The sequence below is a fragment of the Ruegeria sp. CDSB013 genome (assembly GCF_059611165.1).
Genome location: NZ_JBXWPA010000001.1, coordinates 509356 through 525078 on the forward strand (window position 1 = coordinate 509356; position 15723 = coordinate 525078).

Below are 15723 nucleotides of genomic sequence, written 5' to 3' on the forward strand. Positions count from 1 at the left end.
CTTTTTCGTTAGACTAGTCTGACTTGGGTTCCGACTTTTACCAGAGGATAAAGCTCCTCGACATGTTGGTTATACAGGCCAATGCACCCTGACGAGCTTTGGCGTCCGATCTTTCGCGTATCATGAGTTCCGTGCACAAGATAAGCTGGCCAACCTAGATACATGGCGCGTGTACCCAGCGGGTTGCCGGGCTCCCCGCCTTCCATACGAACCGGCAAAAGCGGGTCGCGTTCGCGCATCGAGGCGGTCGGCGTCCAGCTTGGGTTTTCCGCTTTGCGCACAACTTTGGTATAGCCGCGCTTGGTCAGCTCTTCGCTCATCGGTACCGAACTGGGGTACAGCTTGTAGGTGCCATCGGGTCCCCAATAGTGCACCGCGCGGCTTGTGATATCGGCCAGCAAAGCGCCAGCGCCCAGCTGGTCAAAATGGTCCTGCCAGTTCTGTTGCGAGAAGGACGAGACATTGCGGCGCACCGGCAGTTGCGTGCTGATCGCCTCTTCTGTTGTTGGGAAAGCATCTGAACTTTGGGCGCGCAACAGCGTCGGTGTCGCAAGGACGGACGCAGCACCCAGCAAGGCGGTACGACGATTAATACGGGAACTGGACACGGATGCCTCCTGAAGGACTGCTCGAGAGTTTCCAGCAATTTAGTGACTGCGTTGCTTCAGGGCCAGATGCTTGGCTTAAATTTTCCGTGAGATTTACATGTTTCACGCGGTTTTTTGCCTGCTCGGACGGGGAATTGACCGGTGTCCGGACAGGGTTTTGCTGTTTGCCGGATAAGGCTTGGGGTATTTTTCTAACTTGGCCCCTCCATTTCCAAGGGACAGGCCCACAGATGTTCGGAGACCGCACGATATGACCAAGAAATCAGAAACCCTGGAAATTCCCGTATCTTATGAGCTGAAAACCAAATTGGCAGATCTGAGCGAGCTCCTAAACAACTGATACCTTGACGAGGAACGAAAAAGGCCGCCCATTGAGGCGGCCTTTGGTCAATTTGACGCTAAAAATCAGTCCATTGCTTTGAAATTGAACTCGCCACCTTCTTTGATGCCCGACGGCCAGCGCGCCGTAACGGTTTTCGTGCGGGTGTAGAACTTGAAGCTGTCCGGGCCGTGCTGGTTCAGGTCGCCAAACATGGATTTCTTCCAGCCGCCAAAGGTGTGGTAGGCCAGCGGAACAGGGATCGGAACGTTGATCCCGACCATGCCGATATTCACACGGCTGGCAAAGTCGCGGGCGGTGTCACCATCGCGCGTGAAGATTGCAGTGCCGTTGCCGTACTCGTGATCCATCGCCAGTTTCAGCGCTTCTTCATAAGAGCCTGCGCGCACGGTCGACAGAACCGGGCCAAAGATCTCTTGCTTGTAGATGTCCATCTCAGGCGTCACGTTATCGAACAGGTGCGGGCCGACAAAGAAGCCGTCCTCATAGCCCTGCAAGCTGAAGTCGCGGTTATCAACAACCAGCTTCGCGCCTTGTTCTACGCCCGAATTGATGAGGCCGAGGATACGCTCTTTGGCAGCACCGGTTACAACTGGGCCCATGTCGACGTCATCGCCGGCGGTGTAAGGGCCGACCTTCAGCTTTTCGACACGTGGAATCAGCTTTTCGATCAGAGCGTCGGCGGTTTCCTCGCCAACGGGCACTGCAACCGAGATGGCCATGCAGCGCTCGCCCGCCGCGCCAAACCCGGCACCGACCAGAGCGTCGGCCGCCTGATCCAGATCCGCGTCAGGCATGACGATCATGTGGTTCTTGGCGCCGCCGAAACACTGCGCGCGCTTACCGTTCGCAGTCGCGCGGGAATAGATGTATTGCGCGATCGGGGTCGAGCCAACGAAGGACACGCCCTGAATGGTATCGCTGTCCAGCAGAGTGTCGACGGCCTCTTTGTCGCCGTTGACGACCTGGAAGACGCCCTTGGGCAGGCCGGCTTCGACAAACAGCTCTGCTAGCATCAGGGGAACGGAGGGATCACGCTCGGACGGTTTCAGAACCACTGCGTTGCCGCAGGCCAGGGCAGGGCCTACGTGCCAAAGCGGCATCATGGCTGGAAAGTTGAACGGCATGATCGAGGCGACCACACCCAGCGGCTGCCGCATGGAGTACATGTCGATGCCAGGGCCTGCGCTGTCGGTGAACTCACCCTTCAGCATCTGCGGTGCGGCGATGCAGTATTCGATCACTTCCAGACCGCGCTGCAAATCACCTTTGGCGTCGGGAATGGTTTTGCCGTGTTCGCGGCTCAGCGCCTCTGCCAGTTTGTCCATGTCGCGGTTCATCAGGCCGACCATGGCCATCATGACACGCGCGCGTTTCTGTGGGTTGGTTGCACCCCATGCAGGCTGCGCGGCGGCTGCGCTTTCGATTGCGGCAGTCGTTTCCGCAACATTTGCCATCGGGCACTTGTACTGAACCTCGCCAGTGGCGGGGTTAAAGACGTCGTCAAATCGTCCTGAGGTTCCGGCGACATTCTCGCCGTTGATGAAATGGGACAGCTCGGTCATTGCAGATCTCCTCCGATGCGTTTGTGCGCACAATAGGCTTGCATAAATTGCTTGAACAGAGGCAATGTCCCAAAGATGTTTTGCAAAAATGCAAAGGGCAGGCGGTGACACCAAACTGGGATGATATGCGGGTCTTTCTGGCCGTCGCGCGAGAAGAAAGCCTTTCGGCTGCGGGGCGTCAGCTGAAGATCGACCCAGCCACCGTCGGGCGACGGATTGCTCGGTTGGAAGCCTCATTGGAAGCCCCCCTGTTTACCAAGTCGCAACAAGGCTACCTTTTGACCGCAGCGGGCGAACGCCTGATGGAACACGGGCTGAAAGCCGAAGAGGCGATGCGCGCGGCGGCTGGCGCGATGGCGGGCACGTCGAAAACGCTCAGCGGACAAATACGGATTGGCGCGCCGGACGGGTCGGCCAACTATCTTTTGCCGCAGGTCTGCGCGAAAATCAGCGATGCTAACCCCGATCTGGATATTCAGATTCTGGCCCTGCCGCGCGTGATCAACCTGTCCCGGCGTGAGGCGGATATGGCGGTGACCGTCAGTGCACCAACAGCTGGGAGCCTTCTGGTCCAGAAAATCACCGATTACAAACTGCACCTTGTTGCGACGCGCGACTATCTGGCCTCTTACCCGGCAATTCGGTCAGTCCAGGACCTAAGTGACCATCGTATGATTGGCTACATTCCCGATATGATCTTTGACCGCGAATTGGATTATCTTGTTGATATCGGTGTTGACCGTGTCGCGCTTGCATCGAATTCGGTGTCGGTTCAGCTGCGGCAGGCCACGCTTGGAACGGGGGTTTGTGTGGCGCATGATTTCACCTTGCCGTTTCATCCCAACCTGCAGAAAATCCTGACGGATCAGGTGAGTTTGACCCGGAGCTTTCACCTGGTGCGACATCAGGGCGATCAGCGGAATGAAAGGTTGAACCGCTTCGCGCAGGCCTTATCGCAGGGTATTCGGGAAGAGGTTGAGCGGCTTGAGGCCCAAGTGTCACCTTGACAGGTTTAAACATTCCGGCAACGTTTTGGAAAACAGGACATTATTTCGGAGGTAACGCTTATGCTCGTTCAGGCCATTCTGAAATCCAAGGGCAGCGGAGGGGTAGTCACTGTCTTGCCGTCGATCACGGTGTCTGATGCTTCGAAAATTCTCTCGGAAAAGCGGATCGGTACAGTGGTCGTGTCGGAAGATGGCGGCGAGACGGCCGCAGGAATTCTGTCGGAACGTGACATTGTAAGAGAACTGGCCGCAACCGGAAGCGGATGCCTCACGCAACCTGTCAGTGCGTATATGACTCGGGACCTGGTGACGGCCACGAAACAAGATACAGTTCAGGATATCATGACCCGCATGACCGAAGGGCGCTTTCGTCACATGCCCGTTGTCGAAGATGGCAAACTGGTGGGGATCGTGACGCTGGGCGATGTGGTAAAGGCGCAGCTGGCAGAACTGGCTATGGAAAAAGACGCGCTGCAAGGCATGATCATGGGGCATTGAGGCCCTTGAATCCCAAAGCTGCCTCTTGCACCTGCGGCGAAGTTATGTTTGCTTGCGCAGAAATTTTATTGCGCAGGAGGCCGCGATGAGGGTTGGATTATATCCCGGAACATTCGATCCAATCACCCTGGGTCATATCGACATCATTCGCCGTGCGGCTGCTTTGGTGGACAAATTGGTCATTGGCGTCGCGATCAACCGCGACAAGGGCCCTTTGTTCTCGCTCGAGGAACGCGTTGCGATGATCGAGGCGGAATGCGCCCATCTGACCGAGCAAACGGGAACTGAAATCGTTGCGCATCCCTTTGAAAACCTGCTGATCGACTGCGCCCGCGATGTTGGGGCGCAGATCATTGTCCGCGGGCTGCGGGCGGTTGCGGATTTTGAGTATGAATTCCAGATGGTCGGAATGAACCGGGCATTGGACGACTCGATCGAGACGGTCTTCCTGATGGCCGAGGCGCGGCATCAGGCCATTGCCTCCAAGTTGGTTAAGGAAATCGCCCGGTTGGACGGGGACGTGTCGAAATTCGTCACGCCCCGCGTCAATGCTGCGCTGCGTGACCGTTTAGGATAGGGCTCCCATCGCCGCGGCGGTGTCCAGCATCCGGTTCGAGAAACCCCATTCGTTGTCATACCACGCCAGCACACGCACCAGTGTGCCGTCGGTCACCTTGGTTTCCGGCAATGAAACGGTCGAACTGTGCGGGTCGTGGTTAAAATCCACCGAGATCAGCGGGCGGTTCTCTGCCGCCAGAACTCCGGGGATTCTGGCTGCGGCTTCGGTAAACAGCGCGTTGACTTCTTCTTCCGTTGTCGGGCGCGAGACTTCGGCGACCAGATCAACCACGGACACGTTCGGGGTTGGGACACGAATTGCCTGACCTGTCAGTTTTCCAGCCAATTGCGGCAAGACGAGGCCAACGGCAGAGGCCGCGCCTGTTGTGGTCGGGATCATCGACAATGCTGCCGCGCGGGACAGGTATGGGTCTTTCCCGGCAGTGTCGTGGACGGGTTGGCTGGCTGTGTAGGCGTGAACCGTGGTCATGTTGCCATGCACAATGCCATGCCCTGCATCCAGTGCTGCGGCAACCGGTGACAAGCAATTGGTCGTGCAAGACGCGTTGGACACCACGTTATCTTCAGCCGTCAGCTCGTGATCGTTGACGCCGAACACAATCGTTTTTACCGCGCCATCGCCGCGGGCTGGGGCCGAGATCAAAACCTTCTTCGATCCGTTCGTGAAATGGCGGGATGCAGCTTCGCGTGTGCGGAATACGCCAGTGCATTCCAGAACGACGTCCACATCGGACCAATCCAGTTTTTCCGGCTCACGCTCGCTGCTCAGGCGGATCGGACCGTTTCCAACGTCCAGGCCTGCCTCGGTCAAAGTGACCGGTTTGCCGTACCGGCCATGGACGCTGTCGAATTCGAACAGATGCGCGTTCATTTCCGGCTTTGCCAGGTCGTTTATCGCAACGATTTCAACATCCGTGCGCCCGGATTCCATGACCGCCCGCAGCACGCCGCGTCCGATCCGTCCAAATCCGTTGATTGCCAGCTTGAGTGTCATGTCCTGCTCCGTCCGATATGCGGCCAATATGAAGTTAGCGCTAACAAAGCCAGATCAAAGAAAAAGTCAAGCAAAACCTCAGTCAACGCCAGAAGGCGAGCCAGTCCAGAAAGAAGTAGAGTTTCTTGCCAAGGAACACGAATTGTTCGGTTCCAAAGAGGGCATAGCTGATAACGAACAAGCCCAGAATGAGCAGGGCAAGCCAGATGGCGATTTGATTTGTCATGCTAGCCCCGGACGAAAACGCCCGCCCAGTTAACCTGAGCGGGCGAAAAGGTTCAAGATTTCAAAGCAACCTTAGTTAAGGCGACCCATGGCAACTGCGACGTCTGCCATGCGGACCGAGAACGCCCATTCGTTGTCGTACCATGCCAGAACGCGAACCATGCGGTCGCCGACCACGCGGGTCTGATCGGGTGCGAAGATCGAGCTTTCTTCGGTGTTGTTGAAATCGGTCGAAACCAGCGGCGCGGGTTCATAGCCCAGAACGCGCTGCATCGAACCCTGCGAGGCCTCGCGTACGATGGCGTTCACTTCTTCTACCGTTACATCACGTGCGGCGCGGAATGTCAGATCAACCGCAGAAACATTCGGGGTCGGAACACGAATGGCCGAACCATCCAGGCGACCTTTCAGGTTGGGCAGAACCTCGCCCAGTGCTTTCGCGGCACCTGTTGAGGTCGGGATCATCGACATCGCGGCAGCACGGGCGCGGTACAAATCGCTGTGACGGCGGTCCAGGGTCGGCTGGTCGCCGGTATAAGCATGGATCGTGGTCATGATGCCGTTCTCGATGCCGATGCCCTCGTCCAGTACCTTGGCAAGCGGAGCAAGGCAGTTCGTGGTGCACGAACCGTTCGAGACCATTTTATCATCGGTCACAAGGCTGTTGTGGTTTACACCATACACGATGGTCTTATCGACGTTCTTGCCGGGGGCTGACAGCAGGACCTTTTGCGCACCGCGATCCAAGTGCGTTTTTGCTTTCAAACCGTCATTGAATTTACCGGTGCATTCCAGAACGACATCGCAGCCATCCCAGTCCAGTTCATTCATGTCATAGGTCGAGAACATCTCCATCGGGCCTCGGCCCAGATCCATGGTTTTGCCGTCGATTGCGACATCGCGAGGGAAACGTCCGTGGACACTGTCATACTTTAGCAGGTGCGCTGTAGTTTCCAGCGGGCCGGTTGCGTTGACCTTGATCACTTCGATGTCGTTGCGGGCGGATGCCGCGATATGCGACAACGTGCAGCGGCCAATGCGGCCAAAACCATTGATACCGACCTTGATGGTCATGTGCTGTCTCCAAATGCGCTTGCTTTGGTCGCCATATAGCGGTCAAAGCGCATTCTCAAAAGACCAAAAGTGACATATTTTTAACGTGTTAGCGCAAACCTATACCGGTTGCGCTAACGCTTGCGCTAGCCGTCGGATCGGGTAGGCTCCGGGTGCGGCAGGTGAAGTGAAAGGAAACACCATGAGCGGTCTGTTGGCCCTGTTGGATGACGTTGCAGGTATTGCAAAGGTTGCGGCCTCGTCCGTGGACGATGTGGTCGCGGCGGCCGGAAAGGCGGGTGCAAAGACCGCTGGTGTGATCATCGACGATGCGGCCGTGACGCCGAAATACGTTCAAGGATTCGCCCCGGCGCGCGAGTTGCCCATCATTTGGCGCATCGCGCGTGGTTCCATATTCAACAAGATTATCCTGCTGCTGCCGGTTGCTTTGCTACTGGCGAATTTTGCTCCGTGGTTGATTACGCCTTTGTTGATGATCGGCGGCTCTTATTTGTGTTTCGAAGGGGCCGAGAAGATATTTCATGTCCTATTCCCTCATGGCAGTCACGTTATCGACGAAGACATGGCCATTCGCGACCCCGGCCATCTGGAAGAGCAAAAGGTCAAAGGCGCGATCAAGACAGATTTTATCCTTTCGGCTGAAATCATGACGATTGCGCTGGCCGCGATTGAGGCCCCAAACCTATGGATGCAGGCCGCGACCTTGGCGGTTGTGGGGATCGGTGTCACCGTGGCGGTCTACGGGTCAGTTGCCCTGATCGTGAAGATGGACGATGTCGGGCTGTACCTCGCGCAAAACGCACCGACACCGATTGGGCGAGGGCTTGGGCGCGGGTTGGTCAAAGCCATGCCGGTTGTCATGAAAATCCTGTCCATAGTCGGCACCGCCGCGATGTTGTGGGTCGGCGGTTCCATCATCATTCACGGGATGGAGGTTCTGGGCTTTGGGTGGCTGGGACACCACATCCACGACTGGGCCTATGCCATTGGTCATTCCGTGTCTGAGCAGTGGACCGGCGTTGTTGAATGGGTATCCAAGGCGACGATGGACGGTGTGTTCGGTCTGGCATGGGGGTTTGTTCTGATCCCGGTGGCGACAAAGGTGGTCGGGCCGATGATCGGGTTGTTTTCAAAGAAGACTGATGCGCATTAAATTGATAATCCTGAAATGAGTGACCTGAGCCATTTACCGGCTTATCGACCGGTTCAGAGTTGGGTCCGCATACAATTGAAGGGGCGCGCAGCCAAACGCAAAACGGCGGCCTTGTCGGCCATGAACCTTGGCGCGGAACAAATGCCGTTTGAACCGCTCAGGCTTTACCAGGTACTGCATTTCCGGATCGACACGGCGGAGACTGCGGCCCGACGCGCCAAGTGGGCAGGGGGGCGATTGTTTAACCTGCTCAGCGGCCAGTCGGCGCAATTCATTCCGCTATATGGAACGCATGTTAGGCAGGTTTTGTCTGCTGCAGGGCTGAACGTGCCCGATGGGATTGTGCCAGCAGAACGGTATGAGTTGCGGTTGGATTATGCGAAACGGGCCTATACGGCGTTGAAGGCCGAGCTAAAGCAGCCAAAATAGGAAAGGGCGGCCAAAGCCGCCCTTTTTGTATCTGGCTGATGAGCCGAGCGTTTATTGACCCAGCAGTTCCTTGACCTTGGCCACTGTCGCCTCGGCGGTGATGCCGAACTGCTTGTACAGTTCACCGGCTGGGGCCGACGCACCGAAGCTGGACATGCCGATGAAACCGGCTTTGGCTTCGCGACCACGTTCACCCAGCAACCAGCGATCCCAGCCACCGGCGCGAACGGCGGCCTCAATACCAACGCGGACGGGTCCACCTGGCAGGACGCGCTTTCGATAGGCTTCATCCTGCTCGGCGAACAGCTCCATCGAGGGCATTGAGACGACGCGGGTGCCAATGCCTTCAGCCTCAAGCATCGCTTTGGCTTCCATCGCCAGCGATACTTCGGACCCGGTGGCGATCAGGATGGCCTGACGTTTGCTGTCCGCGTCGGCCAGAACATACGCGCCCTGTGCGGTCAGGTTCTTGGTCTTGTGTTCTTTACGCACCGTCGGCACGCCCTGACGGGTCAGCGACAGAACCGAAGGGCTGTCCTTGAACGTCAGCGCCAACTCCCAGGCCTCAGCCGTCTCAACCACATCGGCGGGACGGAACACATAAGTGTTCGGCGTCGCGCGCGAGATGGCCAGATGTTCAACAGGCTGGTGGGTCGGGCCGTCTTCGCCCAGACCGATCGAGTCATGGGTCATCACGAAGACCGTCGGCACCTTCATCAAGGCGGCCAAACGCATCGAGGGGCGGGCATAGTCGGTGAACGCCATGAACGTGCCGCCATAGGGGCGGATACCGCCATGCAGCGCCATACCGTTCATCGCGGCGGCCATGCCGTGTTCGCGGATTCCGTAGTGGATATAGCGACCCTTGCGGTTTTCCGGCAGGAACACGCCCATATCCGCAGATTTGGTGTTGTTCGACCCGGTCAGGTCGGCGGAACCGCCAACGGTCTCGGGCATGATCGGGTTCACTACGTTCAGAACCTTTTCCGAAGACGCGCGGGTGGCGAGTTTCGGCTGATCTTCCGACATCTGCTTTTTGAACGCACGGATGGCACCGGCCAGTTTTTTGGGCGCTTCAAACGCATAGGCGCGGTTGAATTCGGCCTGTTTGCGTTCGGAAATCTGCGCGAAACGCTCTTCCCATTCGGCGCGTTCAGCCGCGCCACGGGTACCGATGGCCTCCCAAGCTGATTTGACGTCAGTAGGGACCACAAAGGCGTCATGGGGCCAGCCATAGCCGTCTTTGGCGGCTTTCAGCTGATCCTGATCGGTCAATGCGCCGTGACCTTTGGAAGTGTCCTGTGCGGCGTGACCCAGCGCGATATGGCTTTCGCAGGCGATCATGGATGGTTTGTTCGATGATTTGGCTTGCACAATGGCCGCATCAATCGCGATCGGATCATGACCATCGATTTCAATCACGTTCCAGCCCGAGGCCTTGAAACGGCGCACTTGATCGGTGCGATCGGCAATATCCACAGTGCCGTCGATGGTGATGTTGTTGTTGTCCCAGAAAACAATCAGCTTGCTCAGCTCATGACGGCCAGCCAGAGTGATGGCCTCCTGGCTGACGCCTTCCATCAGGCAGCCGTCACCCGCGATCACGTAAGTATAGTGGTCGACGACTTTTTTGCCGTAATGCGCGCGCTGAATTTCTTCGGCCATGGCAAAACCCACGGCGTTCGAGATACCTTGTCCCAGCGGGCCGGTCGTGGTTTCAATCCCGTCCACCAGGAAGTTTTCCGGGTGGCCTGCAGTTTTCGCACCCAGCTGGCGGAAGTTCTTGATCTCGTCCAGCGTCACGTCCGCATGACCGGTGAGATACAGCAGAGAATAGACCAGCATCGAACCGTGACCTGCAGACAGGATGAACCGGTCACGATCGGGCCAGTTCGGGGCCGAGGCGTCGAATTTCAGATGCTTTTCAAACAGCACGGTCGCAACGTCGGCCATGCCCATCGGCATACCGGAATGGCCGGAATTGGCGGCAGCGACGGCGTCAAGGGTCAGGGTGCGGATAGCCGCAGCCTTGTTCCAGTGTTCAGGATTGGCATTGCGCAGCGCAGTCAGGTCCACGGGCGTTGTTCCTTTGGATTACAGGCAGATGAGGCGCTCAATACCATCCACCCCCCAAAGTGCAAGTGGAACCGGGGGGTGCGTCGCGTTCGTGGTTCAAGAATGCTGTCCAAGTGATTGAAAGCAAACAGTGGGTATTTTCCGTTTCATTCGGTTAGACTAGGCCAATACCCGGCCCGTATTGATTCGGATGGGCCGCGAAAAAGTGAACCTTGGTAAAGAGGTGGCAGGGGCATGAGCCAGATCGAAGAATTACAGCGCCGTATCGTTGCCGCGATGGAGAGGATTGGAACCGGTGTCGACGCATTGCGTAACACGGTGCCCGCAAGTGGCGGTGATGACACCGCTTTGCACACGGCATTGGAAGACGAGCGCGTCGCCAATGCGCAGTTGGAAGAGCGTCTGAAATCCCTCAAGGAACGGCACGAGAAGGAAGTCGACGCGATGCGCGCCGACATGGATGCGCTAAAAGCAACGCCAGCCGAAGATCCTGAAAACGGCGCGTTGCGTCAGCAGCTGTCAGAGGCCACCGCCAAATTGGCGGCGGTCGAAGCGGCCAGGGCCGAGTTGGCAGAGGCTAAAGCTGCATTGGAAAACCAGGACGAACTGGTTGTTCTCAAGACAGAAAACGATGAACTTAAAGCGGTTGTGAGCAAAACGCAGTCGCTTGAAGATGAGAATAAAAAGTTGCGGTCCGAATTGGCCGACAGCGAGCGTGTTGCGGAGTTAAGCGCAGAGCTTGAGATGTTGCGTGCGGAACGTGCCAGCCACGGCGCGGCCATGTCGCGTTTGGATGATGATCTTCAACGTATGCGCAAGGCGAACGAACAACTGCGCAACTCGGTGGATGAGTTGCGGGCGGCCAGCAAGGACGGCTTGGCCGATGCCGAGCTGTTGAACCGCGCGACCGTAGCCGAGCTTGAGGCGACAAAGGCTGCACAGGCAACCGACGCTGCCGAAGCTCAGGCTGTACTGGCCCGGCTGGAGCCGTTGCTGTCGCAGGCAAAGCTGGCTGAGGGAGAGGTAGAGTAATGCCCGAATTGACCATTCATATCGGTGGCCGTGGTTTTGACGTTTCCTGCCAGGACGGTGAAGAGCCATTTCTGCAATCTGCGGCGAAAATGCTGGATGACGAAGCGCAGGTTTTGTCTGATCAGATCGGTCGGATGCCCGAAGCACGCATGCTGTTGATGGCTGGGCTGATGCTGGCCGACAAGACCGCCGCGACAGATGACAAGCTCAAACGGGCAGAGGCCAAGCTGGCCGAGGTTGAAGCCGAATTGCAAAGCCTGCGCAACCGGCCCGAGCCCGAGCCTGAAAGGATTGAAGTGGCGGTCGTCCCGCCTTCGGTCACGGACACACTGGCCGAACTGGCCGCACGCGCTGAGGCCTTGGCCTCGGTGGTTGAGGAGAATACGGCGAAATGAATGCGTTGAAAACGGTAGCGTTGGCCGGATTGTTCGGTCTACCAGGGGGCTTGGCCTGGGCGGACATGGATATCCTGCCGGTTAGCTTCACCTGCCAGCATGGCATTGAGTTGCAGGTTGCGTATTTCAATGCGTCCGACGGCTCCGGTGCGGCGGCGATGATGGTAGACAACCAATTGGTTGCCTTGCAGCAAGTGCCCAGCGGATCAGGTATTCGCTATGAATCCAAAGGAGAGACCGGGTCGTATATCCTTCGGTCAAAGGGGTGGGATGCGACCGTCAGCTTTCTGGCGGCCAGTGGGGCCACCAGTGAGCAGGTTGTTCTGGAGAATTGCAGCAGTCGCTGATCAGGCGTTTGCTTCGCGAATTTTGTCAGCCGCTTCTTTGTTGAATTCGACACCATTTTCGTCAAACAGCGTGTCCAATTCGCCCGACAGGGTCATCTCGGTGATGATGTCGCAACCGCCGACGAATTCACCTTTGACGTACAGCTGTGGCACGGTCGGCCAGTCAGAATAATCCTTGATGCCCTGACGAACGTCTTCGTTGGCCAGAACATTCACATCGGCATATTCAACGCCCATGTAGTTCAGCACGCCGGCCACGCGGGACGAGAAACCACATTGGGGCATCTCTTTGGTGCCTTTCATGTAGAGCACCACATCGTTGGCTTTGACGGTTTCGTCGATCTGAGTCTTAACGTCGGTCATCTTGCTTGTCCTTTTCACCCGCGTCGGGGGCGGTCGTTTCATCCTTTGACGGGTCCGGGACCCATCCTTCTTCCTCTAGTCGCCGATGCTCGGCCTGTGCCAGGGCCAGCGGATCCAGCCCGTATCTTTCAATGCCGCCGACCTTGCTGATCTTGTCCGGGTCCGGGCGCATGTCGGCCAGCTTACGCTTTCTGTTGCGCTTCACATAGGCTTCGATCAGAGCGGCGGCAACAATCAACGTTGCGATTACTGATATCCAGAACAGCCAACTACTCATTTTTTGCCATCCAGCTTTGGCGAAGGTTGTAGTCGCGGCGCCTCATTATCCTGGTAACACGCCAATATCTGGGTCCGTATTTCAGTAGCTTTGGCAGATCACAAAACAAGATCGCTACGAAGTTGGCAATATCAAAGACCAGAAAGGTCAGCCTTAGCAGAATCCATCCAATCGGCTCATTCACTATTCAGGCACTTTTGTGGTCAACGCCAGCGCATGCAACTCTCCGTCCGCGCCGTCCATCTTGCCCTTCAGGGCCGCATAGACTGCGCGTTGCTGCTGCACCCGGTTTTTCCCCCGAAAGCTCTCGTCCACGACCATTGCGGACATATGCACGCCATCATTGCCGCCAACCTGAATTTCCGCATCCGGAAAGGTTTCGCGCAGTAGGGCTTCGATTTCGTGGGCGCTCATCGGCATGTAGGTTTCTCCTGAAGGTCTTTCTCAAGATGTAGAGCTCCCAGACGGGGCGTGCAAGGGGAGGATAGGGGCCCTGAAACGACAAAACCTGCGCCGGGACAGGCGCAGGTTTCATTTTGCAAAGATTGCTTCGGTGTTATGCGACGGCCTCAGCAAAGCTGGCGCGGAACGTGGTAGCCAGATCCTCTAACGCGGCCTCAGAGTTGCCAACCCGAATGCTATCGCCAGTGAACCGACCTACGGACACCAGAGGGACGCCTGCCTGACCAGCAGCGATCATCAATGCCTCGGCCTGATCAAAGTTGCACGCGACCAGATAACGGGCCTGATCCTCGCCGAACAGGAACTCGGTCGAGGCTTCATCGAGGTGAACGCCGACGCCTGCGGATTCCGCCAGCTCAAAGGCTGCCAGCGCCAGACCACCGTCACCCAGATCGGTGCAGGCCTTGATCATCTCACGGTTGGCACGGATAAACTCGCCATTGCGTTTTTCGGCATCCAGATCGACATGCGGCGCGTCGCCGTCTTCGCGGTTGAACACTTCGGCCAGCAGGGCGGATTGGCCAAGATGGCCATTGGTTTCTCCAATCACCAATGCCACGTGACCCTCGCGGACCTCGTTGCCGATGATCTCGTCCGTGTGATTCAGCAAGCCTACGGCGCCAATGGTCGGGGTCGGCAGGATCGCCTGACCATCGGTTTCGTTATACAGCGAGACGTTGCCCGACACGATTGGCATATCCAGCGCGGCTACGGCTTCGCCGATACCTTGGATCGCGCCGACGAACTGGCCCATGATCTCGGGCTTTTCGGGGTTGCCGAAGTTCAGGTTGTCGGTGGTTGCCAAGGGGTTTGCCCCCACGGCGGTCAGGTTGCGGTAGGCCTCGGCCACAGCCTGCTTGCCGCCCTCAACAGGGTTGGCGCGGACATAGCGCGGGGTTACGTCGCTGGTGAAGGCAAGCGCCTTGTCAGTGCCGTGCACGCGGACCATGCCTGCGCCCAGGCCCGGTGTGCGGGCGGTGTCGGCCATGACCATGGTGTCGTACTGCTCATAAACCCACTGCTTGCCTGCATAGTTCGGGGAAGCAAGCAAGGCGCGCAGACCGTCGATCGGGTCGATTTGCGGGACTTCGGCCAGCTCTTCGGCTTCTGGCGTGGCTTCCCATGGGCGGTCGTATTCCGGTGCCGTCGAGGACAGCTTGGACAGGACCAGATCGGCTTTGACTTGGCCGTTGTGAAGGATCAGGAAGCGGTCTTCGGCGATGGTTTCGCCGACGATTGCAAAGTCCAGATCCCATTTTTCAAACACGGCGCGGGCTTCGGCTTCAAGCTCGGGCTTGAGGACCATCAGCATGCGTTCTTGCGATTCAGACAGCATCATCTCATAGGCTGTCATATCTTCTTCGCGCTGAGGAACGTTTTCCAGATCCAGACGCACACCCAGACCACCCTTGTCGCCCATTTCAACGGCGGAACAGGTCAGACCCGCTGCACCCATATCCTGGATCGAAATCACGGCACCGGTCTGCATCAGCTCCAGCGTCGCCTCCATCAGGCGCTTCTCGGTGAACGGGTCACCGACCTGAACGGTCGGGCGCTTTTCTTCGATTGTGTCGTCAAACTCGGCCGAGGCCATGGTTGCGCCGCCAACACCGTCACGTCCGGTTTTTGCACCCAGATACACGACGGGCATGCCGACGCCAGAGGCCGCCGAATAGAAAATCTTGTCGCTGTCGGCCAGACCTGCAGCAAAGGCGTTCACAAGGCAGTTGCCGTTGTAGGCGGGATGGAACCGAACTTCGCCACCCACGCAAGGGACACCAAAGCAGTTGCCGTAACCGCCAATGCCTTCGACCACACCGTTGACCAGCTGGCGGGTCTTGTGGTGGCCGGGCTCGCCAAATGACAGCGCGTTCATCGATGCGATGGGGCGCGCACCCATGGTGAAGACGTCGCGCAGAATGCCGCCAACACCTGTGGCCGCACCTTGATAGGGTTCGATATAAGAGGGATGGTTGTGGCTTTCCATCTTGAACACCACCGCCTGACCGTCGCCGATATCCACAACGCCGGCGTTTTCACCTGGCCCGCAGATCACCTGAGGCCCAGAGGTGGGCAGGGTGCGCAGCCATTTCTTGGACGATTTGTAGGAACAATGTTCGTTCCACATGGCCGAAAAGATGCCGAGTTCGGTAAAGGTCGGCTCGCGCCCGATGATCTCAAGGATCATATCGTATTCGTCGGGCTTCAGCCCGTGTGCAGCAATCAGATCCGGGGTGATGGCGGGCTCTTGCATCGTTTGTCCTTGTCCAGGTTGGCCGGGATTGCGGGCCTTTTAGGG

General features: G+C 57.6%; 18 protein-coding genes. 8 read left to right on the forward strand and 10 right to left on the reverse strand.

Translation table 11 applies throughout. The features are described 5' to 3' along the window. Positions 1-8: 8 nt before the first annotated feature. Both AC2FJF_RS02540 and AC2FJF_RS02545 read right to left on the reverse strand, forming a co-directional pair. A complete protein-coding gene (locus AC2FJF_RS02540; protein ID WP_496722651.1) occupies positions 9-608 on the reverse strand; it encodes a L,D-transpeptidase in 600 nt (199 codons plus the stop codon). Between the two features lie 405 nt (positions 609-1013). Continuing rightward, a complete protein-coding gene (locus tag AC2FJF_RS02545) occupies positions 1014-2513 on the reverse strand; it encodes a CoA-acylating methylmalonate-semialdehyde dehydrogenase (protein WP_496722655.1) in 1500 nt (499 codons plus the stop codon). A 104-nt stretch (positions 2514-2617) separates the two neighbouring features. On the opposite strand from AC2FJF_RS02545, the gene AC2FJF_RS02550 reads away from it, so the two are divergent. The 3 genes from AC2FJF_RS02550 to coaD all read left to right on the forward strand — a co-directional run bounded on the left by AC2FJF_RS02550 (position 2618) and on the right by coaD (position 4595). Next, positions 2618-3520 carry a LysR family transcriptional regulator gene (locus tag AC2FJF_RS02550; RefSeq protein WP_496722967.1) on the forward strand — a complete coding sequence of 301 codons (903 nt, stop codon included), beginning with the start codon at positions 2618-2620 and terminating at the stop codon, positions 3518-3520. A gap of 60 nt (positions 3521-3580) precedes the next feature. Next, the gene (locus AC2FJF_RS02555) at positions 3581-4018 is read left to right on the forward strand and encodes a CBS domain-containing protein (RefSeq protein WP_113790721.1); all 438 of its coding nucleotides are present in this window, start codon (positions 3581-3583) and stop codon (positions 4016-4018) included. Positions 4019-4103: 85 nt separating this feature from the next. Further along, positions 4104-4595 carry a pantetheine-phosphate adenylyltransferase gene (gene coaD, locus AC2FJF_RS02560; RefSeq protein WP_170412872.1) on the forward strand — a complete coding sequence of 164 codons (492 nt, stop codon included), beginning with the start codon at positions 4104-4106 and terminating at the stop codon, positions 4593-4595. On the opposite strand, the gene gap (AC2FJF_RS02565) is transcribed toward coaD, so the two are convergent. The 3 genes from gap (AC2FJF_RS02565) to gap (AC2FJF_RS02575) form a co-directional block, all read right to left on the reverse strand. Continuing rightward, positions 4587-5591: a type I glyceraldehyde-3-phosphate dehydrogenase gene (gene gap, locus AC2FJF_RS02565; protein ID WP_496722657.1), complete on the reverse strand. Its 1005-nt coding sequence runs from the start codon at positions 5589-5591 to the stop codon at positions 4587-4589. The two genes, coaD and gap (AC2FJF_RS02565), sit on opposite strands and share 9 nt — an antisense overlap. An 82-nt stretch (positions 5592-5673) precedes the next feature. Next, a complete protein-coding gene (locus AC2FJF_RS02570; protein ID WP_282151119.1) occupies positions 5674-5817 on the reverse strand; it encodes a hypothetical protein in 144 nt (47 codons plus the stop codon). A gap of 71 nt (positions 5818-5888) precedes the next feature. Continuing rightward, positions 5889-6890 (reverse strand): type I glyceraldehyde-3-phosphate dehydrogenase, encoded by a 1002-nt coding sequence (gap, locus tag AC2FJF_RS02575; protein ID WP_496722660.1) that lies wholly within the window; start codon positions 6888-6890, stop codon positions 5889-5891. Between the two features lie 181 nt (positions 6891-7071). Between gap (AC2FJF_RS02575) and AC2FJF_RS02580 the strand changes: the two genes are divergently transcribed. Beyond that, complete coding sequence (locus AC2FJF_RS02580; RefSeq protein ID WP_282151121.1) at positions 7072-8043, forward strand: DUF808 domain-containing protein; 972 nt, start codon at positions 7072-7074, stop codon at positions 8041-8043. Between the two features lie 15 nt (positions 8044-8058). Beyond that, complete coding sequence (locus AC2FJF_RS02585) at positions 8059-8472, forward strand: hypothetical protein (RefSeq protein ID WP_282151122.1); 414 nt, start codon at positions 8059-8061, stop codon at positions 8470-8472. 51 nt (positions 8473-8523) lie between these two features. Here AC2FJF_RS02585 and tkt read toward each other — a convergent pair whose 3' ends face one another. Beyond that, complete coding sequence (gene tkt, locus AC2FJF_RS02590) at positions 8524-10548, reverse strand: transketolase (RefSeq protein WP_496722664.1); 2025 nt, start codon at positions 10546-10548, stop codon at positions 8524-8526. A gap of 234 nt (positions 10549-10782) precedes the next feature. Between tkt and AC2FJF_RS02595 the strand changes: the two genes are divergently transcribed. The 3 genes from AC2FJF_RS02595 to AC2FJF_RS02605 are packed head-to-tail and all read left to right on the forward strand — an operon-like array spanning position 10783 to position 12322. Next, on the forward strand, positions 10783-11580 hold the full coding sequence (locus AC2FJF_RS02595; RefSeq protein WP_496722666.1) for a hypothetical protein: 798 nt from the start codon (positions 10783-10785) through the stop codon (positions 11578-11580). Beyond that, positions 11580-11975: a cell division protein ZapA gene (locus AC2FJF_RS02600; RefSeq protein ID WP_058277846.1), complete on the forward strand. Its 396-nt coding sequence runs from the start codon at positions 11580-11582 to the stop codon at positions 11973-11975. Before AC2FJF_RS02595 ends, AC2FJF_RS02600 begins: the two co-directional genes overlap by 1 nt. Continuing rightward, the gene (locus tag AC2FJF_RS02605; RefSeq protein ID WP_282168375.1) at positions 11972-12322 is read left to right on the forward strand and encodes an MliC family protein; all 351 of its coding nucleotides are present in this window, start codon (positions 11972-11974) and stop codon (positions 12320-12322) included. The genes AC2FJF_RS02600 and AC2FJF_RS02605 overlap by 4 nt, the downstream gene beginning before the upstream one ends. Here the strand turns inward: AC2FJF_RS02605 and grxD are convergent, their stop codons facing one another. From grxD to purL, 4 genes are all read right to left on the reverse strand, one after another. After that, positions 12323-12685 (reverse strand): Grx4 family monothiol glutaredoxin, encoded by a 363-nt coding sequence (gene grxD / locus AC2FJF_RS02610; RefSeq protein ID WP_058277848.1) that lies wholly within the window; start codon positions 12683-12685, stop codon positions 12323-12325. Beyond that, positions 12672-12962: a hypothetical protein gene (locus AC2FJF_RS02615; RefSeq protein WP_058271526.1), complete on the reverse strand. Its 291-nt coding sequence runs from the start codon at positions 12960-12962 to the stop codon at positions 12672-12674. Before AC2FJF_RS02615 ends, grxD begins: the two co-directional genes overlap by 14 nt. Before the next feature lie 183 nt (positions 12963-13145). Then, positions 13146-13382: a BolA family protein gene (locus AC2FJF_RS02620; RefSeq protein ID WP_282168374.1), complete on the reverse strand. Its 237-nt coding sequence runs from the start codon at positions 13380-13382 to the stop codon at positions 13146-13148. Positions 13383-13518: 136 nt separating this feature from the next. Next, positions 13519-15678, reverse strand: a complete 2160-nt coding sequence (gene purL / locus AC2FJF_RS02625; protein WP_496722671.1) for a phosphoribosylformylglycinamidine synthase subunit PurL — start codon at positions 15676-15678, stop codon at positions 13519-13521. Between the last annotated feature and the right edge of the window lie 45 nt (positions 15679-15723).

Excerpts from the sequence above, each read along its gene's own strand:
- gap (WP_496722660.1), bottom strand. The coding sequence starts at position 6,890 with ATGACCATCAAGGTCGGTATCAATGGTTTTGGCCGCATTGGCCGCTGC.
- gap (WP_496722657.1), bottom strand. The coding sequence starts at position 5,591 with ATGACACTCAAGCTGGCAATCAACGGATTTGGACGGATCGGACGCGGC.
- AC2FJF_RS02620 (WP_282168374.1), bottom strand. The coding sequence starts at position 13,382 with ATGCCGATGAGCGCCCACGAAATCGAAGCCCTACTGCGCGAAACCTTT.
- AC2FJF_RS02545 (WP_496722655.1), bottom strand. The coding sequence starts at position 2,513 with ATGACCGAGCTGTCCCATTTCATCAACGGCGAGAATGTCGCCGGAACC.
- AC2FJF_RS02570 (WP_282151119.1), bottom strand. The coding sequence starts at position 5,817 with ATGACAAATCAAATCGCCATCTGGCTTGCCCTGCTCATTCTGGGCTTG.
- AC2FJF_RS02585 (WP_282151122.1), top strand. The coding sequence starts at position 8,059 with ATGAGTGACCTGAGCCATTTACCGGCTTATCGACCGGTTCAGAGTTGG.
- AC2FJF_RS02555 (WP_113790721.1), top strand. The coding sequence starts at position 3,581 with ATGCTCGTTCAGGCCATTCTGAAATCCAAGGGCAGCGGAGGGGTAGTC.
- AC2FJF_RS02615 (WP_058271526.1), bottom strand. The coding sequence starts at position 12,962 with ATGAGTAGTTGGCTGTTCTGGATATCAGTAATCGCAACGTTGATTGTT.
- purL (WP_496722671.1), bottom strand. The coding sequence starts at position 15,678 with ATGCAAGAGCCCGCCATCACCCCGGATCTGATTGCTGCACACGGGCTG.
- AC2FJF_RS02605 (WP_282168375.1), top strand. The coding sequence starts at position 11,972 with ATGAATGCGTTGAAAACGGTAGCGTTGGCCGGATTGTTCGGTCTACCA.
- AC2FJF_RS02600 (WP_058277846.1), top strand. The coding sequence starts at position 11,580 with ATGCCCGAATTGACCATTCATATCGGTGGCCGTGGTTTTGACGTTTCC.
- coaD (WP_170412872.1), top strand. The coding sequence starts at position 4,104 with ATGAGGGTTGGATTATATCCCGGAACATTCGATCCAATCACCCTGGGT.
- AC2FJF_RS02580 (WP_282151121.1), top strand. The coding sequence starts at position 7,072 with ATGAGCGGTCTGTTGGCCCTGTTGGATGACGTTGCAGGTATTGCAAAG.
- grxD (WP_058277848.1), bottom strand. The coding sequence starts at position 12,685 with ATGACCGACGTTAAGACTCAGATCGACGAAACCGTCAAAGCCAACGAT.
- AC2FJF_RS02595 (WP_496722666.1), top strand. The coding sequence starts at position 10,783 with ATGAGCCAGATCGAAGAATTACAGCGCCGTATCGTTGCCGCGATGGAG.